Annotated in this window: 25 protein-coding genes and 1 riboswitch; of the genes, 13 read left to right on the forward strand and 12 right to left on the reverse strand. The window is 67.6% G+C overall.

The genetic code is table 11. The features are described from left to right. The first annotated feature begins 65 nt into the window (after nt 1-65). The 5 genes from EZ304_RS12545 (at nt 66) to ribD (ending at nt 3,277) form a co-directional block, all read left to right on the forward strand. Complete coding sequence (locus EZ304_RS12545) at nt 66-539, forward strand: hypothetical protein (RefSeq protein WP_099553557.1); 474 nt, start codon at nt 66-68, stop codon at nt 537-539. Between the two features lie 6 nt (nt 540-545). Then, on the forward strand, nt 546-962 hold the full coding sequence (locus tag EZ304_RS12550; protein WP_099553559.1) for a hypothetical protein: 417 nt from the start codon (nt 546-548) through the stop codon (nt 960-962). Between the two features lie 27 nt (nt 963-989). Then, a complete protein-coding gene (locus tag EZ304_RS12555; RefSeq protein WP_142807234.1) occupies nt 990-1,439 on the forward strand; it encodes a hypothetical protein in 450 nt (149 codons plus the stop codon). 151 nt (nt 1,440-1,590) lie between these two features. Beyond that, nucleotides 1,591-2,112, forward strand: coding sequence for a transcriptional regulator NrdR (gene nrdR / locus EZ304_RS12560; RefSeq protein WP_004143350.1), 522 nt, complete (start codon nt 1,591-1,593; stop codon nt 2,110-2,112). Nucleotides 2,113-2,191: 79 nt separating this feature from the next. Beyond that, nucleotides 2,192-3,277: a bifunctional diaminohydroxyphosphoribosylaminopyrimidine deaminase/5-amino-6-(5-phosphoribosylamino)uracil reductase RibD gene (gene ribD, locus EZ304_RS12565; RefSeq protein ID WP_142807235.1), complete on the forward strand. Its 1,086-nt coding sequence runs from the start codon at nt 2,192-2,194 to the stop codon at nt 3,275-3,277. Nucleotides 3,278-3,316: 39 nt separating this feature from the next. Here the strand turns inward: ribD and EZ304_RS12570 are convergent, their stop codons facing one another. The 4 genes from EZ304_RS12570 to EZ304_RS12585 form a co-directional block, all read right to left on the reverse strand. After that, nucleotides 3,317-4,012: a hypothetical protein gene (locus tag EZ304_RS12570; RefSeq protein WP_221931193.1), complete on the reverse strand. Its 696-nt coding sequence runs from the start codon at nt 4,010-4,012 to the stop codon at nt 3,317-3,319. Nucleotides 4,013-4,448: 436 nt separating this feature from the next. After that, the gene (locus EZ304_RS12575) at nt 4,449-5,342 is read right to left on the reverse strand and encodes a hypothetical protein (RefSeq protein WP_142807237.1); all 894 of its coding nucleotides are present in this window, start codon (nt 5,340-5,342) and stop codon (nt 4,449-4,451) included. 127 nt (nt 5,343-5,469) lie between these two features. After that, on the reverse strand, nt 5,470-6,354 hold the full coding sequence (locus EZ304_RS12580; protein ID WP_142807238.1) for a hypothetical protein: 885 nt from the start codon (nt 6,352-6,354) through the stop codon (nt 5,470-5,472). A gap of 152 nt (nt 6,355-6,506) precedes the next feature. Further along, nucleotides 6,507-7,127 (reverse strand): hypothetical protein, encoded by a 621-nt coding sequence (locus EZ304_RS12585; protein ID WP_142807239.1) that lies wholly within the window; start codon nt 7,125-7,127, stop codon nt 6,507-6,509. A gap of 187 nt (nt 7,128-7,314) precedes the next feature. Beyond that, nucleotides 7,315-7,460: riboswitch (FMN riboswitch) on the forward strand. Nucleotides 7,461-7,534: 74 nt separating this feature from the next. Between EZ304_RS12585 and EZ304_RS12590 the strand changes: the two genes are divergently transcribed. From EZ304_RS12590 to EZ304_RS21145, 6 genes are all read left to right on the forward strand, one after another. Beyond that, nucleotides 7,535-8,161, forward strand: a complete 627-nt coding sequence (locus EZ304_RS12590; protein WP_142807240.1) for a riboflavin synthase — start codon at nt 7,535-7,537, stop codon at nt 8,159-8,161. Further along, nucleotides 8,158-9,258 (forward strand): 3,4-dihydroxy-2-butanone-4-phosphate synthase, encoded by a 1,101-nt coding sequence (ribB, locus tag EZ304_RS12595; RefSeq protein WP_099553571.1) that lies wholly within the window; start codon nt 8,158-8,160, stop codon nt 9,256-9,258. Before EZ304_RS12590 ends, ribB begins: the two co-directional genes overlap by 4 nt. Before the next feature lie 182 nt (nt 9,259-9,440). Beyond that, the gene (gene ribH, locus EZ304_RS12600) at nt 9,441-9,908 is read left to right on the forward strand and encodes a 6,7-dimethyl-8-ribityllumazine synthase (RefSeq protein ID WP_010481977.1); all 468 of its coding nucleotides are present in this window, start codon (nt 9,441-9,443) and stop codon (nt 9,906-9,908) included. Continuing rightward, nucleotides 9,905-10,384 carry a transcription antitermination factor NusB gene (gene nusB / locus EZ304_RS12605; RefSeq protein WP_005408062.1) on the forward strand — a complete coding sequence of 160 codons (480 nt, stop codon included), beginning with the start codon at nt 9,905-9,907 and terminating at the stop codon, nt 10,382-10,384. Before ribH ends, nusB begins: the two co-directional genes overlap by 4 nt. Nucleotides 10,385-10,504: 120 nt before the next feature. Next, nucleotides 10,505-11,470: a thiamine-phosphate kinase gene (thiL, locus tag EZ304_RS12610; RefSeq protein ID WP_142807241.1), complete on the forward strand. Its 966-nt coding sequence runs from the start codon at nt 10,505-10,507 to the stop codon at nt 11,468-11,470. Between the two features lie 130 nt (nt 11,471-11,600). Further along, on the forward strand, nt 11,601-12,581 hold the full coding sequence (locus EZ304_RS21145; protein WP_260678106.1) for a fimbrial protein: 981 nt from the start codon (nt 11,601-11,603) through the stop codon (nt 12,579-12,581). Between the two features lie 47 nt (nt 12,582-12,628). Here EZ304_RS21145 and EZ304_RS12620 read toward each other — a convergent pair whose 3' ends face one another. Then, nucleotides 12,629-13,351, reverse strand: a complete 723-nt coding sequence (locus EZ304_RS12620; RefSeq protein WP_142807242.1) for a fimbrial biogenesis chaperone — start codon at nt 13,349-13,351, stop codon at nt 12,629-12,631. A 56-nt stretch (nt 13,352-13,407) separates the two neighbouring features. Beyond that, nucleotides 13,408-13,923, reverse strand: a complete 516-nt coding sequence (locus EZ304_RS12625; protein ID WP_142807243.1) for a fimbrial protein — start codon at nt 13,921-13,923, stop codon at nt 13,408-13,410. 277 nt (nt 13,924-14,200) lie between these two features. Here EZ304_RS12625 and EZ304_RS12630 point away from each other — a divergent pair, with 277 nt between their 5' ends. Beyond that, complete coding sequence (locus tag EZ304_RS12630) at nt 14,201-16,717, forward strand: fimbria/pilus outer membrane usher protein (RefSeq protein ID WP_260678107.1); 2,517 nt, start codon at nt 14,201-14,203, stop codon at nt 16,715-16,717. An 11-nt stretch (nt 16,718-16,728) separates the two neighbouring features. Next, nucleotides 16,729-17,226 (forward strand): fimbrial protein, encoded by a 498-nt coding sequence (locus EZ304_RS12635; protein ID WP_142807245.1) that lies wholly within the window; start codon nt 16,729-16,731, stop codon nt 17,224-17,226. Nucleotides 17,227-17,234: 8 nt separating this feature from the next. On the opposite strand, the gene EZ304_RS12640 is transcribed toward EZ304_RS12635, so the two are convergent. The 6 genes from EZ304_RS12640 to EZ304_RS12660 all read right to left on the reverse strand — a co-directional run bounded on the left by EZ304_RS12640 (nt 17,235) and on the right by EZ304_RS12660 (nt 24,943). Beyond that, entirely contained in the window at nt 17,235-19,250 is a 2,016-nt protein-coding gene (locus EZ304_RS12640) for an ATP-binding protein (RefSeq protein WP_260678108.1), read from the reverse strand. Next, on the reverse strand, nt 19,247-20,152 hold the full coding sequence (locus EZ304_RS21150) for a hypothetical protein (protein ID WP_260678109.1): 906 nt from the start codon (nt 20,150-20,152) through the stop codon (nt 19,247-19,249). The genes EZ304_RS12640 and EZ304_RS21150 overlap by 4 nt, the downstream gene beginning before the upstream one ends. Nucleotides 20,153-20,726: 574 nt before the next feature. Beyond that, nucleotides 20,727-22,112: an FAD-binding oxidoreductase gene (locus tag EZ304_RS12645; protein ID WP_099553586.1), complete on the reverse strand. Its 1,386-nt coding sequence runs from the start codon at nt 22,110-22,112 to the stop codon at nt 20,727-20,729. After that, complete coding sequence (locus EZ304_RS12650) at nt 22,109-22,753, reverse strand: metal-dependent hydrolase (protein ID WP_099553588.1); 645 nt, start codon at nt 22,751-22,753, stop codon at nt 22,109-22,111. Before EZ304_RS12650 ends, EZ304_RS12645 begins: the two co-directional genes overlap by 4 nt. A 110-nt stretch (nt 22,754-22,863) precedes the next feature. Next, nucleotides 22,864-23,232: a YraN family protein gene (locus tag EZ304_RS12655; RefSeq protein ID WP_185959181.1), complete on the reverse strand. Its 369-nt coding sequence runs from the start codon at nt 23,230-23,232 to the stop codon at nt 22,864-22,866. Beyond that, the gene (locus tag EZ304_RS12660) at nt 23,222-24,943 is read right to left on the reverse strand and encodes a penicillin-binding protein activator (protein ID WP_099553593.1); all 1,722 of its coding nucleotides are present in this window, start codon (nt 24,941-24,943) and stop codon (nt 23,222-23,224) included. The genes EZ304_RS12655 and EZ304_RS12660 overlap by 11 nt, the downstream gene beginning before the upstream one ends. Nucleotides 24,944-24,974: the final 31 nt, after the last annotated feature.

Raw genomic sequence — 24,974 nt, forward strand, 5'->3', positions numbered from 1 at the left:
CGAAACAGGGGTCGGATCCCTTCCCGCAGGGAAGGGCTCTGACCCCAGCACCGGAGTGTTCGCGCATGGATGAGCGCCGCCTCAAATATGTGTACGCCGTGCTGGCCGTGCTGTTCGGCCTGCCCAGCCTTTTCATGGGCGGCGTCGGCGCCTGCATCGCCCTGGTCATGGGGGTGATCGGCCTGGTCTCGCTGGATGCTGACAAGCTGTGGTTCGCTGCCGTCATGTGTGTCTGGGGAACGGCCGCGCTTGCCGGCCTGGTGGCCTGGGCCGCGCTCAGCGTCATCTGGTTGCGTGATGGACTGCAGGGCCTGCGCACGGCCTCGCCACGCTGGTGGTGGTTGCTGGGCATGGGCGTGCTGGCGGGCCTGCCGTTGCTGGGATTGGCGATATATACCTTCTCCGGGCTGGGCCCGGCGGTGGTGAGCGGTCTCTTCGCTGGGCCGTCGCTGCTGGTGCCCACCGGCATGCTGATGCTCCTGCGTGCGCGTGCCGATGCCGTGGATGTGCCGCCCGTGCGAGCACGGGTATCGGAGTAACCGCGCATGGATGAGCGTCGCCTCAAATACCTGTACGCCGCGTTGGCGGTACTGCTCGGCCTGCCCAGCCTGGCGATGGGCGGCGCGGTCGCGGTGATGTTCCTGGTTGTTGGCCTGCAATCCTTCGGCGGCAACCGCTCCCCCGATCTGGTGCCACTGCTGTGGGGCCTGGCCGGCGTGGCGGGTTGCCTGGCCTGGCTGTGGATCAGCGCCGGCTACCTGCTGCAGGGCCGGGCCGGCCTGCAGGTGCGCGCGATCTGGTGGTGGCTGCTGCTGGCCGGTGGGCTGGCCGCGCTGCCGGTTCTCTGGATGACCGCATGGTTCGGCTTCCAGCAGGGGGGCGCCGCGTTGGAACTATTGCTGCTGGGGCCGTCGATGCTGGTACCGGCCGCCATGCTGGTGTGGCTCAAGCGCCGCGCCTGACGCGGCCAATCAAAGGGAATGGAACGCATGGATGAGCAGCAGCACAAACGATGGATGGGGATAGCAGGCCTGCTGGTAGGCCTGCCCACCGCGGCGGCAGGAGGCACCGTGGCGGTGCTGGGCCTGATATACCTGGTGGACGGCAAGTACCTGGCCGGCAACGAGTCTACGGTGATCGCGCTGTGGTCGTTGGCCGGACTTCTCGGTCTGTTGTCATGGATGTGGCTGACCGGGCTCTTCCTGTGGCGCGGCCGCGATGGTCTGCGCCAATCCCCGCTTGTCGCTTGGATTGGGCTGCTGCTGGGGACCCTCGCCGCGCTGGGCGTGGTCGCCGCCACGCTGTATTTCACCTTCAAGCATGGTGAGATAACGACGCTGGGCTTCCTCGGGCTTGGCCCGCCGTTGCTGGTGATGGCGGGGCACCTGGCGTGGCTGCGCTGGGGCGGGAATACTCCGGCGTCGGGGCCGGCCGGCTGAGTGGCGGTCCAAGGAGCGCATCGGGCGCCCATTCCGGCTTTCGCGCAGGCACTTCCGCGCAGGCAGCATTTGCTGCTGGACCCTTTCTCAGGTACCTTTGCGACGCTGCCATGACCGTGGCATCTAGGTTGCCCCCTGAGCCAGGCGTTCCATGCATTGCCCCTTCTGCCAACATGCCGATACCCGGGTCATCGACTCGCGCGTCTCTGAAGACGGCGCGACGATCCGTCGTCGGCGTGAGTGCGAGGCGTGCGGCGAGCGCTTCAGCACCATGGAAACGGTTGAGCTGAAGCTGCCGGCCATCGTCAAGAGCGACGGCACCCGCGAGGCGTTCGACCAGCGCAAGGTGCGGGCGGGTTTCGACCGCGCGCTGCAGAAGCGTGCCGTGGCCGAGGACAAGATCGAGGCGGCGGTGCGCGCGGTGGTTCACCAGCTGCGCATCAGCGGCGAGCGCGAAGTGCCTTCGATCAAGGTCGGCGAGTTCGTGATGAACGAACTGCGCAAGCTCGATCATGTGGGCTATGTGCGCTTCGCATCGGTGTACCGCAGCTTCGAGGACGTTGCCGATTTCCGCGAGGAGATCGAGAAGCTGGAACGCGACCTACCGTCCAGTACCGAACAGCTGCAACTGCTGGGCGACGTGATTGCCCTGACCAAGAAGAAGAAGGGCTGACCACCTCTGCCCTGGTGGGTGCCAACCGTTGGTTGGCACTGATGGCATGGATCAACACCGGCGGCGTTACCATGGCCGCATGAGCACCCCGTTCTCCGTCCTGGATCACCTGCACATGGCCAACGCGCTGCGCCTGGCCGAGCGTGCTGCCTACACCACCCGCCCGAACCCGATGGTCGGCTGTGTCATCGCCCATGGCGAACGTGTGGTCGGGCAGGGCTGGCACCAGCGTGCCGGTGGACCGCACGCCGAAGTGTTCGCGCTGCGCGAGGCCGGCAGCGAGGCCCGCGGTGCCACCGCCTATGTCACGCTGGAACCCTGCGCACACTACGGTCGCACGCCACCGTGTGCGCTGGCACTGATCGAGGCGGGCGTGTCGCGCGTGGTTGCCGCGATGCGCGATCCGTTCCCGAAGGTCGATGGCGGCGGCTTCGATCTGCTGCGCAACGCCGGCATCGAGGTCGCCGAAGGACTGATGGCGACACAGGCGCGCGAGATCAACAAGGGCTTCCTGTCGCGTGTGGAGCGCAACCGCCCGTGGCTGCGGGTGAAGCTGGCCGCCAGCCTCGATGGCCGTACCGCGATGGCCGATGGCAGCTCCAAGTGGATCACCGGTCCAGCCGCGCGCGAAGATGTGCAGCATTGGCGCGCGCGTGCGGGCGCGATCCTGACCGGCGCCGATACCGTGCTGGCCGACGACCCGATGCTGACCGTGCGCCTGGCCGACACCGAGGTGATGCCGCCGCTGCGCGTCGTGCTCGATTCGCGCCTGCGTTCGCTTGAATGCAGTCGCGTGCGCGAGGGCGGGGCACCGACGCTGTACCTGCATGATGCAGCGGTGAGCGCCCCGGATGCGGCCGACGCCGAATTCGCCAGCGTGCCCTGCATTGATGGGCGGCTGGACCTGGGCGCGGTGCTGGCGCTGCTGGCCGAGCGTGGCATCAACGAAGTGCATACCGAAGCCGGCGCCACCCTGGCGGGCGCGCTGCTGCGCGGCGGCTGGGTGGACGAACTGCTGCTGTACCAGGCACCTACGCTGCTGGGTGATGGCGGTCGTCCGCTGCTGGCCGGCCTTGGCATCGAGGCGATGGACCAGCAGCGCCGCCTGCGCGTGGTCGACCAGCGCCAGGTGGGGGATGACCTGCGGTTGCTGCTGCGCCGGTAGTCGAATCCGGTCGTGCCGGGCCATGCCCGGCGGAAGCCATCAGGGATCGCAGGTCTCTTCGGCGCCTTCCGACAGAGGTGCACCCAACCACGAATCGAATGGAAGCAGCCGCCCCAGAATGGTCTGGTACAACTGCTGCGCGCGCTGGGCGTGTTCAGATCCGGACCGCGCCTGGTACCTGCTGATCACCGGAGTGCAGCGCGCCACGTCCGGCGCATTGCGAAGCAGCGACGCCCAGCGCAGGAAGAGTGCATCGACGCGCGCCAGCCGCTCACTGTCCGGGGCCGCATGCATCGCCAGATAGTCGCTCCGCAGCGGCTCGATGTCCGGAAGCTGGCACACCAGACGGTACAGGCCGATTTCCGGTGATCCCAATGGGGTGAAGTCCAGCGCAGTACAGCGAACCCTGGTGAGGCGGGCGGCCAATGCTTCCGCAAAGGTCACGGTAGTAGTCACTGCAGGCGTGGGGAAGGCTTGGCGCGAAAGCCATGCAGGCACATCTTCGATGATGGGCTGCCAGTCGATGGTCTGGGAGGGCTCGGCGTGTCCATGCTGCGTCCTGAGCACCTGCCGGGCTTCGGCATCATCCTGCAGGAGCACGTGTGCTTGGAGGGTGTACTCCTGTTCGGGTGACAATGATGCGCCCGAAGCACCGCAAGATATGACGCTCAGGATAAGTGATGCGACCTGCATCCGTGTTGTCGTCCAGCGAGCCGTTGCCCTTGAAATCATCATTGCCACCCTTCCGGTGCCTCTTCACAATGCAGGGACTGAACGGGCACTCTGAAGAGCCACGCTTCGATGGCGGCTCCGACATCGCGCCGCGGTGGGAGTGAATCTCGCATTTGCCTTCTATTGGTGCTGACGGCGCTCGAGCTGCCGGTGCACGAAGGATGCGACGGGGATGTTGCGGTAGTCGACAAGCTGGTCCTCGTCCATGGCGAGAGCAGCCGGACGTTGGCGATCACGATCTTTTCCGAGGCAGGGTCGGTTGCGGACGCCAGTTGAGCGTGAAGTCCGGGGGCCAGGGGTGTCAACGTCAGTATCAGGAAATGACACGGCCGCACGAACGGGGCCGCGCGTGGACCGCAGCAGAGCATGCAACGATTCAACTCCGGCTGCCATGCAGAACGTCCGAAAGCCTGTCAGGTGGCAGATGCCGGGGGGCTGCTCATCTGCAATCCCGGTTCCACAATGCCTCCACTCTGGGACGAAGGGCTATGCACTGCTGTACCAGCTCGGTCTCGGAAACCTCCTTGTGCCTTGTGCTCAGTGCCCGGGCCAGTTCGTGGGCGCCGGCCAGTTCCTGCGGCGCGATGCGGGCCATGCAGCGACGATGCCGATCGACAAGGTTGTCGCATTCGTCCAGGCCGGTGACGTGCATGATGGCGGTGCGCATGGTCTCGTTGGACTGGTCACGAAGTTGCATGATCAGCGCTTCAATCAGCACCTCTCCCACATCGCGTTCGATGCGGCCGTAACGCAGTCGTTCACCCCGGTATCCATCCTGTGCGCTTTGCCAGCCGTGATCGACTGCAGAAGATACAAGCCGGGTGGAGCCGCTGATGGTGCGGTAGGGGCCATCGCGCAATATCGTCATGTACGCCTTCCAGAGTCGTTCCTGGCCTTGATCGGTTCCGCCGAACAGGGCGGCATCAGACAAGGGGCGGAGGCGCTCCACGTCACCCACGCGGCAGGTGAAGTGGACATCGGCCACCCGCGTGCCGGCAATCACGTCGTGCCAGATCTCGCTGCGCTCGGCCCTGCATCGGGAGCCGGCCACAACGTCTGACGCCCAGGTCTGGTGTGCCGAAGCGTCGGCAGCGTCGGGGCCGGTGTTCCGCTTGAGGCTCTCCAGGCGTGTGACCAACAGGCCTGGCAGCGTGAACGTGTCGGTGTCCGCATCGGCTGGCGGCCCGCCCAGCGCCTGCACGGCGCCGGTGTCGTTCTCGTACATTGCCTTGATCAGGAGATCGAACGTCTGCTCGGGCGTCGGCTCCCGCGCTGCTGCCAGGCGCAGGGGCATGGCCAGAACAATGAGAAAGCACAGGGCGTAGCGGCGCATGGTGGCACCATCAAGGCAGGGGCGGAAAGACTGCTGCCCCTGCTCTTGGCGGTCCATGCAATTTATTGCAGATGTCGATGCCGTTGCCGTCAGCGATGTGCATCGCTGACGTTGCCATCGCGTCAGCTTACGCGCACGCGTCGGTCCACATCATCTCGGCGATCGGGCGCAGCGCCTTGCACTCCTGCGTCATCTCGTCGGCCGACTTCACCTGGGCCTTGGCCTTCAGTTCCTCGGCCATCGCGTCCACGCCGCCGATCTGGTCCGGTGCGATCTTCGCCACGCAGCTGCGGTGCTGCTGCAGCAACAGGTCGCAGCCCGGTACGCCGGTTACCTTCGGCGCGCTGGCCGCCTGCGCGTCCTGCATCCAGTCTTCGAACGGGGCCAGTGCACCGGCTACGGTGCCTACCAGGTCATCGAAATTGCCGCTGTACCAATAGCCATTGTCCTTGGCAGAGTACAGGGTGAAGGTGCCGCTGACCGGCACGCGCGCGCCACTCTGCAGTGCCTGGGTGTAGGCATCGGTGAACTGCTTGCGCGAGGCCGGGCTGGCATCGGCGGCCAGGCTGGCGGCGAACAGCGGGCGCACCTTGCCCAGGTCGGGTACCTGGCAGCTGAAACTGATGCGCGCCAGCTTCTGGTCTTCAACGTATTCGTTGTCTTCGATCACGCTCTTGGTCGCGCGGCACTTCGAATCACGCAGCGCCTTGGCATACAGCGCTTCGGTGGCCGCTGCGTCGGCCTGGGCACCGGTGCTGGCCAGTACGGTCTGCCAGGGTTCGGCCAATGCCTTGGCCAGCGCGCCCGGGGTCGGTGTCACCGCGTCCTGGCCTTCAAAGGCGGGTTTCAGCGCGTCGTTGAGCGTGCGGGTAGCAGCAGCGTCGTCTTCCAGCAGGGTACGCGCGTACAGGTCGAAGGCCTGCTCGGGGGTCAGTTGGGCCGATGCAGCGCCGGCCATCAGCGGGGCGCACAGCAGGGCGCTGGCCAGCAGGGTACGGGTGAAGGTCTTCATGACGGTGTTTTCCTGTTCCAGAGGCGCGCAAGCCTAGCGCATCCAGCGGTACTTTCGATGGCGGCCCGAGGTCACATGGCGGTGTACTCCGGCCAAAAAAACGGGCCCCTTGCGGGGCCCGTTCGATCGCACGACGAGGAGCGATCGTTGGATCAGAAGCTGGCGCGCACGCCGACCGAGTACTGGGTGACGTCGCGGTAGCCGGAGATCTCGCCCACCAGGCCCCAGGTCCGGGTGAAGTTGACCTGGCCGCCGACGGTGCCGACCCAGGTGCCCTTGAAGTTGTTGCCGCCATCCATGTAGCCGGCCTTGGCCCAGGCTTCGGTCATGCGCGACGGCTTGCCGCGGATACCCATGGTGACGCGGCCCAGATTGGTGTGGTCCTTGCCGTGGTAACGCACGCCGTCATAGCGCAGGGTCGATTCGGCGTTCTGGCGCACCCAGGCGGCATCGGCGGTGAAGTCCACGCGGTCGCTCCACGGCATGTGGTAGCCAATGCCCAGCTCCGGCTGGTTCAGCTCCAGCTTCAGCGAATCTTCGCCGTAATGGCGGGTCTTGCTGGTGCGCGACCAGCCACCGAACACGTAGACCTGTTCGGCGATGGCCACCGAGCCACGCAGGTAGCCGCCGTCGACCTTCGGGTCGTCCAGTGCGTTGTCGTCAACCTTGACCTGCGTCCAGCCGCCTTCAACGTAGGTGTAGCTCAGGGCGTCGGCCGAAGCCGAGAACGGGGCGGCGGCCAGCAGGGCGGCCACGATCAGCATCTTGCGCATGGGAATTCCTGTGAATTTCAGTCCTTTGGCGGGCCTGCCCAGCGGGCTGCCCGTGGCGACCTCATGTCGTCCGGGGCAGAATTTTAATGAAAGCTTTACAAATTGCGAGCGACGGCCGTCACAGCTGTGGCATCCGACCCCGTTCAGCCCGGGCTGGTACACTGGCCATGCCGGTTCGCCGGTACACAAACGTCTTCAGGGCGGGGTGCAATTCCCCACCGGCGGTAGGTGCGCAAGCACGAGCCCGCGAGCGCCCCGGCCCACGGCCGGGGGTCAGCAGATCCGGTCCAATGCCGGAGCCGACGGTCATAGTCCGGATGAAAGAAGACGGTGCCACAGGGCTCATGCCCTGTGTGCGCCTGTTTGCCTTGCGGCGTTTTTCGCTCACATTCCGCGGAGAACGTTACTTGTTTACTGGAATCATCGAAGGCGTCGGCCGTCTGGCCGCACGCGAACCCATCGGCGGCGATGTCCGCTTCACCTTCAACGTCGGGAATCTGCCGTTCGACAACGTGCAGATGGGCGAGAGCATCGCCATCAACGGCGTCTGCCTCACCGTCATCGCATTCGACGCCAGCAGCTTCCAGGCCGATGCCTCCACCGAGACCCTGGGCCTGACCACGCTGGGCCAGCTGGGCGAGGGCGCGGTCATCAACCTGGAGCGCGCCATGCGCCCGACCGATCGCCTTGGCGGTCATCTGGTCAGCGGCCACGTCGACGGCTTGGGCCAGGTGCTGTCCATCCACGAAGACGCGCGTGCCCAGCGCTGGCGTTTCGCCGCGCCGGCCTCGCTGCGCCGCTACATCGCCAGGAAGGGCTCGATCTGCGTGGACGGCGTCAGCCTCACCGTCAACGAAGTGGACGATGAAGGTTTTGAAGTCGCCCTGATCCCGCACACGGTGGCCAACACCGCCTTCTCCGCCGCAGGCGTAGGCAGCGCGGTCAATCTTGAAATCGATCTGGTCGCCCGTTATGTGGAGCGGCTGATCAGTGTGCCGACCAACGGTCAGCACCCACAGGGAGATGTCGCATGAATTTCGCCCCGATTCCGGAAATCCTGGAAGACATCCGCCAGGGCCGCATGGTGGTCATCGTCGATGACGAGGACCGCGAGAACGAAGGCGACCTGATCATGGCCGCCGAGCTGGTCAAGGCCAGTGACATCAACTTCATGGTCACCCATGGCCGTGGCCTGGTGTGCCTGCCGCTGAACCGTACCCGCGCCGCCGATCTCGGCCTGGCGCCGATGGTGCAGGCCAATACCGCCCAGTTCCAGACCAATTTCACGGTCAGCATCGAGGCCGCCGAGGGCGTCACCACCGGCATTTCGGCGCATGACCGCGCCCACACCATCCGCACCGCGGTGAAGCCCAACGCCAAGCCGTCGGACCTGCACCAGCCGGGCCATATCTTCCCGTTGATCGCCCAGCCGGGCGGGGTGCTGACCCGCGCCGGCCACACCGAAGCCGCCGTGGACATGGCCATGCTGGCCGGGCTGGAACCGGCCGGCGTGCTGGTGGAGATCCTGAACCCGGATGGCAGCATGGCACGCCGCCCGGAGCTGGAAGTGTTCGCCCGCGAGCACGGCCTGAAGATGGGCTCCATCGCCGATCTGATCGCCTACCGCCTGGCCACCGAAAAGACCGTCGAGCGCGTGGACGAGCGCGAGATCGATACCGAATTCGGCCCGTTCAAGCTGGTCACCTACCGCGACCGCATCGCCCACGACCTGCATTTCGCCCTGGTCCGCGGCACCCCGGATGCGGAAACCCCGACCCTGGTGCGCGTGCAGGTGGAAAACCCACTGGCAGACCTGCTGCACTGGCGCCGTGACGACTTCGGCGTGGCCGCCACCGATGCCCTGCGCGCAATCGATGCCGAAGGCGCCGGCGTGATGGTGGTGCTGCAGGCCCCGCGCGATGGTGAGTCTCTGCTGGCCCGCCTGCGCCAGCAGCCGGCACCGGTGGTGCCGGGCAAGGACAAGGACGTGAGCCAGTGGCGCCGCAACGGCGCAGGCGCGCAGATCCTGTCGGACCTGGGCCTGGGCAAGCTGCGCGTGCTGGGCACCCCGCGCCGCCAGATCGGCCTGGCCGGCTATGGCCTGGAAGTGGTGGAGACGGTGACCCTGTAATGGGTAGTGCCGGCCGCTGGCCGGCAACCGCATCCCCGGGATTGCCGGCCAGCGGCCGGCACTACCACACCTCCGCCAACGGTGGGTGCCGACCCTTGGTCGGCACGCCCTGGGCCCCGCCGATCACGGCCGGGGCCCATCCACGCTAGAATTACCCCCTTATCGAGTCCCCCAAGCCGCATATGAGCCACTACGAAGGCGATCTTCGCACTCCCGAGTCGGCGCGCTTCGCCATCCTGGCCAGCCGCTGGAACGCCCGCATCACCGATACGCTGGTCGCTGGCGCCCGCCAGAGCCTGGCCGGCAATGGCATCACCGAAGCCAATATCGACGTGATCCGCGTGCCGGGTGCCTGGGAACTGCCGCTGGTCGCCGCGCGCCTGGCCGCCGCCCATGAACATGCCGCCATCCTCACCCTGGGCTGCGTGATCCGTGGCGATACCCGCCACTACGAACACGTGGCCGATCGCTGCGCCGAAGGCCTGATGCGCGTGCAGCTGGACTTCGGCGTGCCGGTGCTGAACGGCGTGCTGGCGGTGGAACGTGTTGAAGACGCCGAGGCCCGCGCAGGCGGCAGCCACGGCAACAAGGGCGAGGAAGTCGCACTCGCCGCATTGGAAATGGTCAATCTTCTGGAGCAGCTGCCATGAACAAGAACACCCAGGGCAAGCCCTCCGGTAAACCCGTCCGCCGCGATGGCGTCGATCCGGTGCTGCGCTCGCGCGCCCGCCGTCGTGCCGTGCAGGCCATCTACGCCTGGCAGATCTCCGGCGGCAACGCACAGTCGCTGATCGCCCAGTTCGCCCACGAGCAGGCCCGCGAAATCGCCGACCTGGCGTACTTCGAGGCGCTGCTGCACGGCGTGCTCGACAACCGTCGCGACATCGACGAAGCGCTCGGCCCGTATCTGGACCGTGGCATCGAAGAAGTGGACGCGATCGAACGCGCGGTGCTGCGCCTGGCCGCCTACGAGCTGCGTTACCGCCTGGACGTGCCGTACCGCGTGGTCATCAACGAAGCCATCGAATCGGCCAAGCGTTTCGGTTCCGAACATGGCCACACCTACGTCAACGGCGTGCTGGATCGTGCCGCCGTGGAATGGCGCAAGGTCGAATCGGGTCACTGACCCACCTGTGGTAGTGCCGGCCGCTGGCCGGCAGCTGCAGGGATCCTGAGGTTGCCGGCCAGCGGCCGGCACTACCGCCCACCGCGCCTGGCGCGGCACGTACAACAGCGGGAGCGCCCCATGTCCCTGGCCGAATTCGCCCTCATCGACCGTATCCGCGCCCGTACCACCGAGCGCGACGACATCCTGCTCGGCATCGGCGATGACGCCGCGCTGCTGCAGCCGCGTGCGAACGAACAGCTGGTGGTCACCGCCGACACGCTCAACAGCGGCGTGCATTTTCCCGCTGAAACCCCGGCCTTCGACATCGGCTGGAAGACCTTGGCGGTCAATCTTTCCGATCTGGCCGCGATGGGCGCGCGCCCGGCGTGGTGCACGCTGGCGCTGTCATTGCCGGAAGCATCCGAAGACTGGATCGATGCCTTCGCCGATGGCTTCTTCGCCCTGGCCGACCAGCACGACATCGCGCTGATCGGTGGCGATACCACGCGCGGCCCGCTGTCGCTGACCGTCACCGCGATGGGCCAGGTCGGCCGTGGCCAGGCATTGCGCCGCGACCGCGCGCAGGTGGGCGACGATATCTGGGTCAGTGGCACCCTGGGCGATGCCGCCGGCGCGCTGCGGCTGTGGCAGCAGGGTGCATTGAACGTGGCCACCGCCACCCTGCTTGCCGATTACGAAAGCCTGCGCCAGCGCCTGCTGCGGCCCACGCCGCGGGTGACCCTGGGCCTGCGCCTGCGTGCCTTCGCGCATGCAGCGGTGGATGTCTCCGACGGCCTGCTGGCCGACCTCGGCCATATCACCGCACGCAGTGGCGTGGGGGCCGAAGTGGATGCCGACCTGCTGCCCATCTCGCACGCGCTGCGTGAACTGCTGGGCCGCGATGGCGCCCGCGACTGCGCACTGCGCGGCGGCGATGATTACGAACTGTGTTTCACTGCCGCCGCCAGCCAGCGCGACGCGCTGCACTACCTGGCCGAATCGCTGGAGATTCCGCTTACCCGCATCGGCCGCATCGTCGAAGGGCAGGGCGTGCAGGTGGATGGCGAACCCAGCGACGGCGGCTACCAGCACTTCACCCGTTAGGGCCACGCCATGGGCGGGTGAGCCCTCCGGCCATGCGGGAGGCTTTTTCCCGCAAATCTGCAAGTTCTTGCATGGGAACCGGCCTGCAGCGTCCCTAGTCTGGAACGCTACGATACGTCGGAGTTCTTCCATGGGCCGTCCTCAATCTGCCGCCTGGCCCATCTGGCCTGTGCTGCTTTCGCTGGCCGTTCCCTCCATCGTGGTTGCGTGCCCGGTGCAGGTGCCCGATGGGTTGCTGGATCGCGTATTCGACGTTCAGTACACCGACGTGCCGGATGTGCGGCTGGCAACCGCATGGGGGACTGCCTATGTAGAGCTGGGGCGCTGCAATGGCTACATCGACGTGGACACCGTGCCACAGTTCGCCGGGCTTCAGTACGTCCGGCACATCGGTGGGGCGCCGGCCTACGCATTCGCTGGCGCCCCCGGTGCGCCACTGGTCACGATGGAGTTGGATGCCTATGCCCCGCAGGACGAGCCGGATGAGGAGGGTGTCGGGCACAACACATTCATCTCCGCCCACGCATCCAGTTCCTTCAGGATGTGGGTGCCGGGGCCGAACATGCAGATGCGCCTGAACATCGCACTCTATTCCCCGGGCGGGCCTGTGCGTGGGATCGCCTCCACCGATCTTGGATCATTCACCCATACGGTCCGTCAGCAACCGGGCAGCCAGCTGCGTCAGCGCCTGCAGCTGGGCGTCAACGTGCAGGGCCCTACCTGCACGCTGTCCGATACCAGCGTCACGCTCGATCCGGTCTCTGCTGATGCACTGCGGGCTGGCGGCAGCACCGCCGGTGCCAAGCCCTTCGATGTGCTGATGAACTGCCCCTTCGCGGGCACGCCGGTCAAGCTGACCCTGACCGACGTGAACCAGCCCGGTAACCGCACGACGGGGCTGCTGCCCGCACCCGGCAGTACTTCCGGTGGCGTACGTGTGCAGCTGCGCCGGGGCGGCACGCCCATCACGATTGGGCAGCAATGGGATCACGGGGTCTCCGAGGCCGGAACCAACCGGATTGCGCTGGAAGCGCGCTATCTGCGCACCACGGGCACGCTCCGGCCGGGTGAGCTGACGGTGCAGGGCGTGTTGACCGCGGACTACCGCTGACACATGAAAAGGCCGGGAAACCCACAGGTTCCCGGCCCCATCATGCTTCAGTGAACGATGGTTGCCTGCACATCGCGTGCGGTGCCGTAGTCGTCCAGCCATTGGAACGACAGGGTAGCCGGAGCAGGATCGCCCGCAGGCATCGGCAGTTGCAGCACGGCGCCGGGTGCGACCATGTCTGCGTCCAGCATGCGGCCATCGGCCAGGGTCACCTTGCCCAGCGTCACGTGGTAAGCCGTCGGGTTGTAGGCGTGCAGCGCGCCCGCCTGCAGGCGCCATTGCAGTTGCGCGGCGGCATCGTCGGGCCGGCCCGGCAGGCCCGCGGGTCGATGGAACAGCTTCACGCGGGTGCGCACGGCAAACTGCAGCAGGTTGGTGCCGTCGCTGCCGACAGGCTTGGGTGGCACATCCAGCAGATTGAAATAGAAGACCGACTCGCGGCCCGAAGGCAGCGCCGTTTCCGATGGGCGGGGTGCGTAGGTGATGCGGTAGGCCTGGCTCTGCTTGGCCTGCATCAAGCGGGGTTCGGCCGGTGTCAGCCGGAAGGGTGTACGCACGTCTTCAGGCCGCGCGTGGCTGTCGCCGGCATCGATCCAGACCTGGGTCAGTGCAGGTGACGTGCCGACATTGGTGGCCTTCACCGTGACATCCCGGCCTTTGCCGGCATCGTGGATGATGCGGGTGCCCTGCAGGGTTACTGCCGCAGACGTGGAAAATGAAAGCGCGGCGGCCAGCGGTGCGACCAGCCACGCGGTGGCGCGACGATTCATGGGCGTTCCTGGAAGAGGGCGGGAAGCAGCACTACACGCGCTTCCCGCCTGCGGTCCTACTTGTAGATCACCACGAAATCGCCGGATGCATTGGCGGTACCGGCCGTGGCGTTCTGCGCCGGCGATGCATACCAGGCGCTGTAGTCCAGCTGGCTGCTGCCGCCGGCCGGAATGGTGACGGTATAGGTCGGGTCATCGCCGATCTTCTGGTGGTTGCCCACGGCGTCATACAGCGCGACACCCACATTGGTGGCCGCCGACGCTGCGGTCAGTGCCAGGTTGCCGGTGCTGCCGTGCGGAGTGCCACCGAAGCGCACACCGACTTCCTGCGCTGCACCCGAACCGGTGCAGTCCAGCTGGATGCTGAAGTTCTTCTGGCCCGCACGGGTATTGGCGTTGACCGACACCAGGTCGACCTTGCCCATGGGTACGGTCACGGTGCCGCCGGTGGACTGCACTGCGCAGGTGGAGGTCATCAGTTCGCCGGTGATCTCCAGCTTTTCAGCCATTGCCGACGGCGATGCAGCGGCGGCGACCAGGCCAGCCAGCAGCACGGAATGCGTGATTTTCATTTCGTTTTCTCGATGGATGAATGGAACTCGATGCACGCCGGGCTGATACCCAACCGCAACGTTGCGCAAGTTTCCGTTCGGCTGCCTCCACCGGGAATGCAACTAATTGCAATTGGGGAATTGGGCGCTGGCCTGTGCGCACCGCCGTGATGGAAGCGCTGCTTCTGCAACTTCTTGCATGGTCTGCCGCCGGGCGCCTTCCTAGACTTCCGCCTCCGGACGCTCTCTGCCGCGTTCCTGCAGACCCATGATTTCCTCCAAGCCCCGTCTCCCGTGCATGGTGCGCCTTGCATCGGCCATCGCAGCCTCGCTCGCACTCACTCCCACCTATGCGGCCCCGGTCGCGGATGTGGAGTTCAGTGACGGCTTCCTGCTGGGCGGCAGTGCCATCGATGTCTCGCGGTACGTGCAGGGCAATCCCGTCGCGGCTGGCGAATACGCCGTGGACGTGTTGCTCAATGATGCATTCCTGCAGCAGGCCGACATCGCTTTCATTGCAGGCGATGACCCACTCGATGCGCAGCCCTGCCTGCCTGCATCGCTGCTGCCGCTGCTGGGCCTTGGCGTGCAGTATCTTGAAGCGGGTGCCGAAGAGCAGGGCACCTGCGTGGACCTGCCGACCCGCGTGCCGGGCGCCACGGTCACCTTCGACAGCAGCACGCTGCAGCTGCGCCTGACCGTGCCGCAGGCGGCGCAGGAGCGCCTGCCGCGCGGGCATGTACCCGCCGCGCGGCGCGATGCGGGGGTCACTGCGGCCTTTGTCGATTACGCCGCCAACCACTACAGCAGCCAGGGGCGGCAGCATGGCCATCTGGGCCTGCGTGCCGGCGTCAATCTGGGCCATTGGCGTCTGCGCCACCGCGCCTCCATCACCCAGGGCGCCGCTGGACTACGTTCCCGCACCCTGGGCAGCGACCTGCAGCGCGATCTTCCCGGCTGGAACAGCCAGCTGCTGCTGGGCCAGGGCAGCACCGGGGGCGAACTGTTTGAAAGCCTGCGCTTCACCGGCGTGCGCGTGGCCACCGACGAACGCATGCTGCCCGATTCGCTGCGCGGCTTCGCACCGGTCGTGCAGGGCATCGCCGAAGGCAACGCTGTCGTCAGCATCCGCCAGAACGGCACCGTCATCCACGAAAGCACGGTGGCTCCGGGCCCGTTCGTCATTGACGATCTGTATCCCACCAGCTTCGGCGGCGATCTGCAGGTGACCGTCACCGAAGCCGATGGCCGCAGCCGGCGCTACACGGTCAATTTTTCAGCGGTTCCGCAGGCATTGCGCGCCGGCTCATCGCGCTTCAGCGCCACCGCCGGCCACCTGCGTGATGACGGCGCGCGCCTGCGCAGGCTGCCGTTCGCCGAAGGCACCTACGCCCATGGCATCAGCAATCACCTGACGCTGCTGGGCGGCGCCCAGGTGGCGCAGCACTATCAGGCCGCCCTGCTGGGCGCGGCGGTGAATACGCCAGTGGGTGCGTTCGGTGCGGACATCACCCACTCGCGTGCGCGGCCTGGCACGGGCGAGCAGGTGCACGGCAACAGCTACCGGCTCAATTACCAGCGCTACCTGGCTGGCAGCGGCACCCATGTCGGCCTGGCGGCCTACCGCTTCAGCACGCGCGGGTTTCGCACCTTGAACGACACCGCTGCGCGGGCGGATGACGCGTGGGTCGATACCGGGCGCACGCGCCAGCGCTACCAGATGAATCTCTCCCAGCGGCTGGGCGAACGCACCTCGCTGCAGTTGAGCGGTGGGCACGTGGCCTACTGGGACAGCGGACAGCGCCGCAACGACGTGCAGCTGGCACTGCAGACATCCTGGCGGCGTGCGAATGTGGGCGTGTCGGTGCAGCGCTACCGTTCCGAACGCGGCGACCAGGACACGCGCTATGCCTTGAATGTCAGCGTGCCACTGGGTACTGCGCCGCAATCGCCGCGCCTGAGTACCCAGCTGAGCCATTCACCACGCACGGACCAGGCCCAGCTGTCGTTGAATGGCACGCTGGGCGCGCAGCGCAACACCCACTACAGCCTGTCGGCCGGCCACGGCAGCGACGGCGTCCACAGCCAGAGCGCCTACGTGGGGCACCAGGGCGCCTACGGGCACTTCAACGCCGGCTACAGCCATGCCGCAGGCCAGCGCAGCCAGACCCTGGGTGCCAGCGGCAGCGTGGTGCTGCACCGCGGCGGGGTGAACTTCGGCCCGCCGCTGGGCAATGGCTTCGCGCTGGTGCAGGCCAAGGGCGCCGAAGGCGCGCGTATCGGCGCCGGCCACAGCGTGCGTGTTGGCCGCAACGGCTATGCGCTGCTGCCGCACATCACGCCGTACCGATGGAACCAGATCGACCTGGACCCGGCAGGCCTGCCGCTGGATGTGGACGTGCTGCAGACCTCGCACCGCATTGCGCCCACCGCGGGCGGCATCGTGCGTGTTGCGTTCGAGGTGCGCCGCGAACGCACGCTGTTCATCGATGCCACCGATGCGCTGGGCCAGCCCTTGCCTTTCGCCGCGCGCATCGTCGATGAAGCCGGCCAGTCGCGCGGTGCCGTGGGGCAGGGCAGCGTCATCCAGTTGCGCGGTGCGCAGGAGGCCGGTGCGCTGATTGTCGACCCGGAAGGCCCCGCGCGCTGCCGCCTCGATTACCAGCTGCTGGACGCCCCCGACGCCTACGGCCTGTCGTGGACCCAGGCGCAGTGCCTGCCGCACCCGCCGCTGCCCGCCGCGCTGCAGGTCAATGCCCGGCAACTGCACGCCGAACCCACCGACCACGATGGCCAAGCGGCCACCCCCCGATGACTGGAGCCCGAATGAAACACGCCCTGCTTGCCCTGTTGCTGCTGACCCCCGCCGCGGCCTTTGCCGATACCGCCACCCTGACCATCAGCGGGCGGGTGCTGCCCGGCACCTGCACGCTGGCCGCCCCGGCCATCACCCTGGACCCGGTGAAGGCGGATGAGATGACCGCGGCCACGCCCAGCAAGCTGAAGACCGGCGCGCTCAACTTCACCGGTTGCGTGGGTGTTTCGCGCGCACGCCTGTCGTTTGACGGTACCGCCGCCGACGGTGATGCGCAGCGCTGGAAGAATACCGCCACCGCCACACCCGCCACCGGGGTATCCATCGCGCTGTTGTCCGGTACCAGCGGCAACACCTATCTGAAGAAAGGTGATGCCGATATCCCCGTGGCCGTCACCGGTGCAACTGCCAGCTTCGCGCTGCGTGCGGGCTACTACATCGCCACCACCAGCGGGATCAATGCCGGCAACATCTCGACCGAGATCGTGGTCACCGCCGCCTACGACTGAGGCCAGTGTCAGCGCAGGGCCTCAATCGCGTCCACGCTGGCCGTGGTCAGTGCGATGGCCTCGGCAACGCATGCCATTGCCGCCGCATCCGCGGTACCGCAGGTGCGTAGTGCCTGCTCAGCCTGCTGGCAACGCTGCGCGGCCTGCGCCTGCTCCAGGAAGACCAGTGCGCCGCTGAAGCTGTGCAGCAGATCGATCATCGCCGTGCCATCGCCCGCTTCCAGCGCCCGGCGCAGTGCAGCCAGATCCGTGCGTGCCGTTTTCAGGAACGCTGCGCGCATCTGCGCCTGTACTGCCTCGCTCATCAGCGGTGCAGCTGCCGCCGCCGTCGCAGGATCCGGTTCAAGGGAATACAGCACGCGCTGCAGTGCGCCCAGGTCCAGCGGTTTCAACAGCAGCTGGGTCATGCCGGCCGCCCGTACCTGCTCTGCGTCGTTGGGCAACGCACTGGCGGTCAGTGCCACGATGGGCACGCGGGCGTTGTCCGCGCGCAGCCTGCGAGCAAGCGCATAGCCATCCATGCGTGGCATGTTCAGGTCGGTCAGGACGACGTCGAATCGGCCCTGGCACCAGCGCTCCCACGCCTCATTGCCGTCTGCGGCGGTGGTCACCTGCCAGCCCAGCGCCTGCAGCTGCGCCAGCGTCACATCGCGGCTGATCACGCTGTCATCCACCAGCAGAGCATGGCCGCCCGGCGGTGGCCTGCTTGCAGCAGTATGCCCACCGGGCACATCCGCATCCACGGCAGTGGCACGTTCTACGGGAACGTCCACGTGGAAGCGGCTGCCCGCCCCAGGTGTGCTGTGCACGCCCACCGTGCCACCCATCAGTTCGGCAAAGCGCCGGCACAGCGCCAGGCCCAGCCCGCTGCCTCCCTGTTCGCGGCCGGCATGGGCCTGCACGAAGGGTGAGAACAGCGTGGCCTGGTCTTCGGCAGCGATGCCAGGCCCGGTGTCGCAGACCTCGAAGTACAGGTGTTCGGTTCCTTCGGGTCGAACACGGGCATCCACGCGGATCGTGATCGTTCCCGCAGTGGTGAACTTCACTGCATTGCCGACGAAGTTGTGGAGGATCTGCGCCAGCCGGCGTGCGTCGGCTGTATAGGCTGGTGCCATCGCATCGCCTGCCTGTACCACCAGCTGCAGGCCTTTGTCGGCGGCCTGCGGCCCGAACAGCGTCGCGGTCTGCTGCAGCAGACCGCGTGGATCAAACGCCACCGGCTGCAGCTGCATCAGGCCGGCCTCCATGCGCGACAGGTCCAGGGTATCGTCCACCAGCCCCTGCAGCACCCCGGCGGCGCTGCGCGCGCGTGCCGTGTGCGTCTGTGCCGACGCCGACATGGGCTGCCGTGCCAGCAGTTCCAGATGGCCCAGCACGCCGCTCAGTGGCGTGCGGATTTCATGGCTGATCATCGCCACGAAGGCGCTCTTGGCCTGGTCGGCCGCTTCTGCCGCATGGCGGGCGTCCAGCAGCCGTTGCCGGGTTTCTTCCTGTGCGGTCACATCGGTCACCGCGCACACCCAGATCGCTCGCCGCTGGTAGCGCGAAGGGGCCACGATGGCGCGTAGGAAGCGCGGCGGGGTGGTGCCATCGGCGGCGGCAACCGCGAAGGGTTGGCCGGGCTCTGGCGCGCCCACATCCTGCACCAGCCGCTGCACCACGGATGCCAGGCCGGGCACCGTGCCACCGGCCAGCTGTTCCAGTGCCTGGTTGTGCAGGATCAGCTGCCCGCTCTGCTGGTCCAGCAGGCACAGGCCCACCGGCGAGGTTTCGATCAGGGTGCGGCTCAACGCCTCGCTTTCATGCACGCGTGCGGCCTGTTCCAGCGCCGGCCGCAACACGCGCCGGTCCACCCGCAGCAGCACCACCCACAGCGCGCCCAGCAGCACCGCCAGCATCAGCATGCCCGCCAGCAGGTAGGCCCGTTGCGTGGCCCAGACATCGGCCCAGTGGTAGGGGCGCACCAGCACCCAGTCCACACCGCGCAGCGGCGCTGATACCTCGAAGCGGTGGTTGCCGTTCAACAGTTGGGGGCCGGTGGTGCCTCTGTGGCCGTGGCATGCAGTACTTCGCGGCCCTGCCGGTCCACCACCTGCCATGTCCCGGCAGCCGCCTCGGTCAGCCGTTCGTGCAGGGCATCCAGCGGCTCGAACGTGAGGCGGTGGGCAAAGGGCGTGCCTTCGCTGCGCAGGCGCATCTGGGTCACCAGCGCGTCCTGTCCGGTAAATGGATTGCGGCCGTAGTACACACGCAGGTGCCCGCTGGGCAGAGCGATGTCGGTCCCTGTTCCCGCGCCCTGCCAGCCTTCATCGGCGGTACGGCGCAGTGCGGCCAGGGCCTGTTCGCGGGTCTGCATGCCCATGGTGCGCAGCAGCTGGGTTTCGTCCTGCAGCCCGGCCACCGCGAACAGCTGCCCTTCCGGTTCGTAGGTGTAGGAGATAAGCGAGGTGGGCGAATCCTGCGCCGCTACCGTGGCGGCCATGTAGGCCGAATAGGTTTCCACCATGCCCAGGAAAGCAGCCTGGGTCTGCGGGGCAAGGCGGGGCTGCGGTGGCGACACCGCCAGCCAGGGAACCGACAGCGCGCCGGGCGCCAGCACCTGTACCTGGCCCCGCTGGGCCGCCAGGCGTTCGGCAAGGGGCATGCCACGGGCCGCCAGCAGCGGCTGCTGCGTGGCCCACAGGGTGGCGTTGGTGTTCAGGCTGGCGACGTAGGCGCGTCGGCGTTCGCCGATGTAGCGGTCCATGGTCTGCAGCCCACGGCGCAGGGCGTCACGTTCTTCCTGGTGCACGGTTTCCAGCCGCAGCCACAGGGCCGCAGCGCCGGCAGCCAGCAGCAGCACGGTCAGTACTGCGCCGCCGCCAAACAGGACCCGTCGTTGCAGGTGCCGCAGGGTGGCAAGCACGGAGTCGGTGGGTGACGCCATGGCACAACCCTGCAGATCGGGGCCCGCACACAGAGTGCCGGGCACGACACGCCCGTGCAAGCGCAGGCCTGGCCTGCTGGCCGTGGCCGTGCCCCGGCTCGCGACAGGCGCTCGCGGGCATCGTCGCCCAGCTGCTGGTCATCGCCCGCCCTATAGGCATTTACGGAAAGCGTGCCGACGCCGTCCAGGTACAGGGGAAGAAGGCGGCGCCAACAGGCAAGCGCAAACACCATCGATCAAACGTGATTGCAAGCCCGTGCCATCCGCCGTCGCTGGTGATCCATGATTCGCATGCAACGCAGGTGATTCCAATGAGGGACGTTTCAGATTTCGAAGATTGATATCCCCCATCATGCGTATCGCGTGATGCACAGCACCGTGCCAAAAGCGTCATCCTTGTAGAGTCGAGCCTTGCTCGACTCACCGCGCCCAGCGCGGCTTCCTGGCGACCTGACCGAAAAGCAGCCGAGCGTGGGCTCGGCTCTACAGTGCGCTGGGCGCAATTGCCGGGGCAGAGCACATCACCGTTGGGATGGGATCTGTTCCCGGGCAATCGGTAGCGCCGGGCCGGGCATCACACCGGCGGCAACACCTTGCCAGGGTTGAGGATGCCATCCGGATCCAGCGCGGCCTTGATCGCGCGCATGGTGGCCAGCGTGGCCGGGGTGAAGGCGCGGGCCATGAAATCGCGCTTGGCCAGGCCGATGCCATGTTCACCGGATAGCGTGCCGCCCAGCGCCAGGGTCAGTTCGAAGATCTTCGGCAGCGCGGCATGCGCACGTGCGTTCTCGTCGGCGTCATCCGGGTGGTAGAGGATGTTGACGTGCAGGTTGCCGTTGCCGGCATGGCCGAAGGTGACGATGGTGAGCGTGTAGTCGCGGGCCAGTGCCTGCACGCCGGCCACCAGATCGGGAATGCGCGACACCGGTACAACTACATCCTCATTGATCTTGCCCGGGGCCACGCTGCGCAGTGCAGGTGAGAGCGCCTTGCGTGCGGCCCACAGCTGGTCACGTGCGCGGCCTTCCATCGCCACATCCAGTTCGATCATGCCGTCGCCTTCAGCGGCGGTGGCCAGTGCCTGCAGCAGGTAGGGCAGGGTGTCGTGGTCACCATCGGCTTCGACCAGCAGCATGGCGCCGGCCTGCGGCACTTCGGCACCATTGAGCCGCAGCAGTTCCAGGCTGCGTGCATCCATGAATTCCAGGCGGGTGGGCACCACCGGCTGCGACATCAGGCGTGATACCGCCGCAGCGGCCGCATCGGCATCGCGGTACAGCACGCGCAGTCCGGCCTGGCTGACCGGCAGCGGGGTCAGCTTCAACGTGGCTTCCACGATCAACGCCAGCGTGCCTTCGCTGCCCACCAGCAGGTGGGTCAGGTCGTAGCCGGTGGCGTCCTTGGTGTAGGCGCCGCCGCAGCGGATCACCTCGCCGGTGCCGGTGACCGCCACCAGGCCCAGCACGTTGTCGCGGCTGGTGCCGTACTTCACCGCGCGCGGGCCGCCAGCGTTGCAGGCCAGGTTGCCGCCGATGCTGCAGACTTCGGCGCTGGACGGGTCCGGCGCCCAGAACAGGCCGTGTGGAGCCAGCGCCTGCTGCAGGGCGCCGTTCAACACGCCGGGCTGCACCACGGCGCAGCGGTCGCCGGCACGGATCTCCACGATGCGGTCCATGCGGGTGAACGACAGCACGATGCTGCCCGGCAACGGCACGGCCGCGCCGGTGGTACCGGTGCCTGCGCCGCGTGCAACCAGCGCTACGTGGTGTGCACGGCAGGCGCGGACCAGTGCCTGCACCTGTTCGATATCGGCGGGCAACGCAACAGCGGCGGGGCGTTGGTGGCGCCATGAGTTGTCCTGCGCGTTCGCCTCCAGCGCGCCGTCATCCATGCGCCAGCCCTCCGCGCCCAGCAGGGCGGACAGTTCGGCAACCAGGGCAGCGGGCAGGGCAGTACTCATGACGGATCTCGTGGGGCAACGGGAGCGGGTTGGATCAGTTTCCAGGCGACAACGGCGCCGGCCAGCGGCAGCCAGACCCAGCGCAGTTCGGACAACAGCGTGGCGAGGCCACGTGCGCTGAAGAACTGCGCGGCAAACGGTGAAACGCGGATCGGTCGCCACGGCGCGAAGAAGCGTTGTTCGCTCCACGGCCAGGCGAGGGCAACGCCGAGGCCGCCGGAGGTCATCGCATCCAGCAGCGGGTGGCTGGCCGCGCAGATGAAGACGAATACAGCGGCTTGCACGGTAGATGCCACCGTTGGCCGCGCCCTGGTGGGTGCCAACCTTGGTTGGCACGAAACCGCCGACCAAGGTCGGCGACTACCGGAGCTGTGTGGTGCCGACCAAGGTCGGCGACCAGCAAAGAACGCCAACACCGCCGCCATCGCCGCCAGCACGCAGGCAAACAGCAGCGAATGGCTGGCCCCACGATGGCCGAACGCATCGGCATAGGGAATGTGCAGGGCGAACGCCAGCACATCGGCATCGGGAAGCATGGCGGCGATCACGCCGGCAACCAGCAGGCGCGGCGGGATGCGGCCGCGATCCGCCGCGCACCACAGCGCCAGCGGTACGGCGGCATGGGTGATGATCGACGGCATCAGTCACGCACCGTGGTCGTGCCGGCCAGGCCGCGCTCTGGTAGGTGCCAACCTTGGTTGGCACAGAAGCGCCGACCAAGGTCGGCCTCTACCAGAGCGGACGGTATCCATCAGCAATCATCCAGCCGGAACGCATCACGCAGCCACCGCAGCTGCGGCGGCTCGCCCGTGGCGTCAACCACGTCAAAACGGCAGGGTGCATCGGCCAGAGCGGGATTGTCCTGCAGGTACAACTGTGCGGCATGCGCCAGGCGCCGGCGTTTGCGTGCATCCACCGAAGCGGCGCCACCGCCGAAGTCCGAACGTGCGCGATAGCGCACTTCCACGAACACCACGGTGCCAGCGTCATCCATCACCAGGTCCAGTTCGCCGCCACGGTAGCGCACGTTGCGCGCGCGTGGCTGCAGGCCGGCCTGTTGCAGATGCTGCTCGGCGGCGACTTCCACCGCCGAGCCACGTTGGCTGCGCTCAGCGACCACCGACGATCGGCATCGGCCGGCCGCCATTGAAGGTGGACCATGCCGGCTGGCGCAGGATGTTGCCGTTGCTGTCCAGGAACAGGGTGCCGGTAGCGCCGTCCAGGCCGCCTTCATTCGACAGCTTGTCCAGGTAGGCGGTGATCTTCCAGGCATCGGCGCCGAAGGCGAACAGGCGACCGGCCGCACCGCGGGCGCTGGGCAGCGCGCTGGCAACCTGGCTGGCCGACGGCAGGCCGGACACGCTGCGCACGTTCCAGGCTTCGTTCGGGTAGACGATGCCATCCAGCGCCACGTCTTCTTCCATCTTGCCGCTGCCGACAGTCAGCTGCGAGGTGCCGACGCGGGTCGCGCCACCGGCACCGGCCAGCGCCAGCTGCGGCGCCAGCAGGCGCGCCTGCGGCGCGCGCACGGCCAGGAACACGGCATCGACCTGGCCGGCATTGCGCACCTGTGCGCCAACGTCGCCCACCGCATCGCTGACGCCGATCGAGGCCACCACCTGGCCACCACGCTGGGCAAAGCGCTGGGCGAAGGCGGCGGCGGCACGGCGGCCGGTGTCGTCGGCGCTGTTGATCACCAGCGCCTTGCCACGCTCGCGGCCACGCAGGTATTCGGCGGCGACGATACCGTCGTCTTCCGGCGCCAGCGAGAAACCGGCGCTGCCGGCCGGCGGTGCATCCTTGCCGCGGTTCAGGGCCAACACCGGCACCTGCAGCTGCTGGCGGCCATACACTGCGTCCACTTCGTCGCGGCCCAGCGGGCCGACCACGAAGTCGGCACCGGAGGCAACGGCCTTGTCGTAGGCGGCCAGGGCGCCGGCCGGGGTGCCGGCGGTGTCGAAGAAGTTGATGTCCGGGCGGCGGCGGCTTTCACCGTAGTAGGCACTCAGCAGGCCATCGCGCACCGGCTGTGCGGCGGTGGCCAGGCGGCCGCTGAGCGGCAGCAGCACGGCCAGCTTGGCCGGCGGCCGGTAACCGTCGCTCATCGCCGGCGGGCGCTTGCTGGTATCGAACTGGGCGGCGCCATCGCGGTCGAACGGACGCGGCAACGGCAGGCCGCGTGCGATCAGCGCACGGCCAGCGAAGTTGTACAGCGGGTCGTTGGCCGGCAGGGCGGCGGCACGGCTGCGCAGGGTGGCGTCGTCGAGGGTACCGAGCAGGCCGGAGATGGCGGCCTGGTTCTCGCTGCGCGCACTGCCGGTCAGGCTGGCATGGGCGCGGGCGCGCTCGGTGGCGGCGCCGAACGCGTCGCCGGTGCCCTGCAGCGCGTTGGCGCGGGCCACGTACCAGCGCGTGCGCAGCGCGGGGAAGACGTTGTCGCCATGTTCCTTCAGCAGGGCCAGGGCCTGCGCCGGCTGCTTGTCGGCCAGTGCCAGCTCGGCGCCGGTCAGCTGGTAGCGCTGCAGGCTGGGGCCGGACAGCTGGCGGGCGGTGAGCTGGCCGAGCAGGCTGCGCGCGCGGGCACTGTCGCCGGCCAGGTGCCAGGCCCAGGCCGCGTCGGCCAGCGCATTGCTGCGGGCACCACCGCGCAGGGTGGCGGCCAGGCCTTCCAGTTGCAGCGCGGCATCGCGCGGCTTGCCCTGTTCGATCAGCGCCAGCGCCTGGCTCTGCGCCGGCGATTCGGGTGCGCTGGTCAGGCTGGTGGTGGCACAGCCGGCCAGCAGCATCAGCGACAACGACAGGGCGGAGATCCGTGCGGCGGGCTTGTTCATGATCGGGTCCATGCGATGAGGGCAGCGGCCT

This window comes from Stenotrophomonas maltophilia (genome assembly GCF_006974125.1).
In the GTDB taxonomy this organism is placed as follows: domain Bacteria; phylum Pseudomonadota; class Gammaproteobacteria; order Xanthomonadales; family Xanthomonadaceae; genus Stenotrophomonas; species Stenotrophomonas maltophilia_O.

Bases quoted from the DNA above. Each gene is read 5' to 3' on its own strand.
- EZ304_RS12570 (WP_221931193.1), bottom strand. From the start codon at position 4,012: ATGATGATTTCAAGGGCAACGGCTCGCTGGACGACAACACGGATGCAG.
- EZ304_RS21150 (WP_260678109.1), bottom strand. From the start codon at position 20,152: ATGGCGTCACCCACCGACTCCGTGCTTGCCACCCTGCGGCACCTGCAA.
- thiL (WP_142807241.1), top strand. From the start codon at position 10,505: ATGTCCCTGGCCGAATTCGCCCTCATCGACCGTATCCGCGCCCGTACC.
- EZ304_RS12660 (WP_099553593.1), bottom strand. From the start codon at position 24,943: ATGAACAAGCCCGCCGCACGGATCTCCGCCCTGTCGTTGTCGCTGATG.
- ribB (WP_099553571.1), top strand. From the start codon at position 8,158: ATGAATTTCGCCCCGATTCCGGAAATCCTGGAAGACATCCGCCAGGGC.
- EZ304_RS12620 (WP_142807242.1), bottom strand. From the start codon at position 13,351: ATGAATCGTCGCGCCACCGCGTGGCTGGTCGCACCGCTGGCCGCCGCG.
- EZ304_RS21145 (WP_260678106.1), top strand. From the start codon at position 11,601: ATGGGCCGTCCTCAATCTGCCGCCTGGCCCATCTGGCCTGTGCTGCTT.
- nusB (WP_005408062.1), top strand. From the start codon at position 9,905: ATGAACAAGAACACCCAGGGCAAGCCCTCCGGTAAACCCGTCCGCCGC.
- ribH (WP_010481977.1), top strand. From the start codon at position 9,441: ATGAGCCACTACGAAGGCGATCTTCGCACTCCCGAGTCGGCGCGCTTC.
- EZ304_RS12575 (WP_142807237.1), bottom strand. From the start codon at position 5,342: ATGCGCCGCTACGCCCTGTGCTTTCTCATTGTTCTGGCCATGCCCCTG.
- EZ304_RS12645 (WP_099553586.1), bottom strand. From the start codon at position 22,112: ATGAGTACTGCCCTGCCCGCTGCCCTGGTTGCCGAACTGTCCGCCCTG.
- EZ304_RS12625 (WP_142807243.1), bottom strand. From the start codon at position 13,923: ATGAAAATCACGCATTCCGTGCTGCTGGCTGGCCTGGTCGCCGCCGCT.
- ribD (WP_142807235.1), top strand. From the start codon at position 2,192: ATGAGCACCCCGTTCTCCGTCCTGGATCACCTGCACATGGCCAACGCG.
- nrdR (WP_004143350.1), top strand. From the start codon at position 1,591: ATGCATTGCCCCTTCTGCCAACATGCCGATACCCGGGTCATCGACTCG.
- EZ304_RS12545 (WP_099553557.1), top strand. From the start codon at position 66: ATGGATGAGCGCCGCCTCAAATATGTGTACGCCGTGCTGGCCGTGCTG.
- EZ304_RS12550 (WP_099553559.1), top strand. From the start codon at position 546: ATGGATGAGCGTCGCCTCAAATACCTGTACGCCGCGTTGGCGGTACTG.
- EZ304_RS12555 (WP_142807234.1), top strand. From the start codon at position 990: ATGGATGAGCAGCAGCACAAACGATGGATGGGGATAGCAGGCCTGCTG.
- EZ304_RS12580 (WP_142807238.1), bottom strand. From the start codon at position 6,354: ATGAAGACCTTCACCCGTACCCTGCTGGCCAGCGCCCTGCTGTGCGCC.
- EZ304_RS12630 (WP_260678107.1), top strand. From the start codon at position 14,201: ATGGTGCGCCTTGCATCGGCCATCGCAGCCTCGCTCGCACTCACTCCC.
- EZ304_RS12635 (WP_142807245.1), top strand. From the start codon at position 16,729: ATGAAACACGCCCTGCTTGCCCTGTTGCTGCTGACCCCCGCCGCGGCC.
- EZ304_RS12650 (WP_099553588.1), bottom strand. From the start codon at position 22,753: ATGCCGTCGATCATCACCCATGCCGCCGTACCGCTGGCGCTGTGGTGC.
- EZ304_RS12585 (WP_142807239.1), bottom strand. From the start codon at position 7,127: ATGCGCAAGATGCTGATCGTGGCCGCCCTGCTGGCCGCCGCCCCGTTC.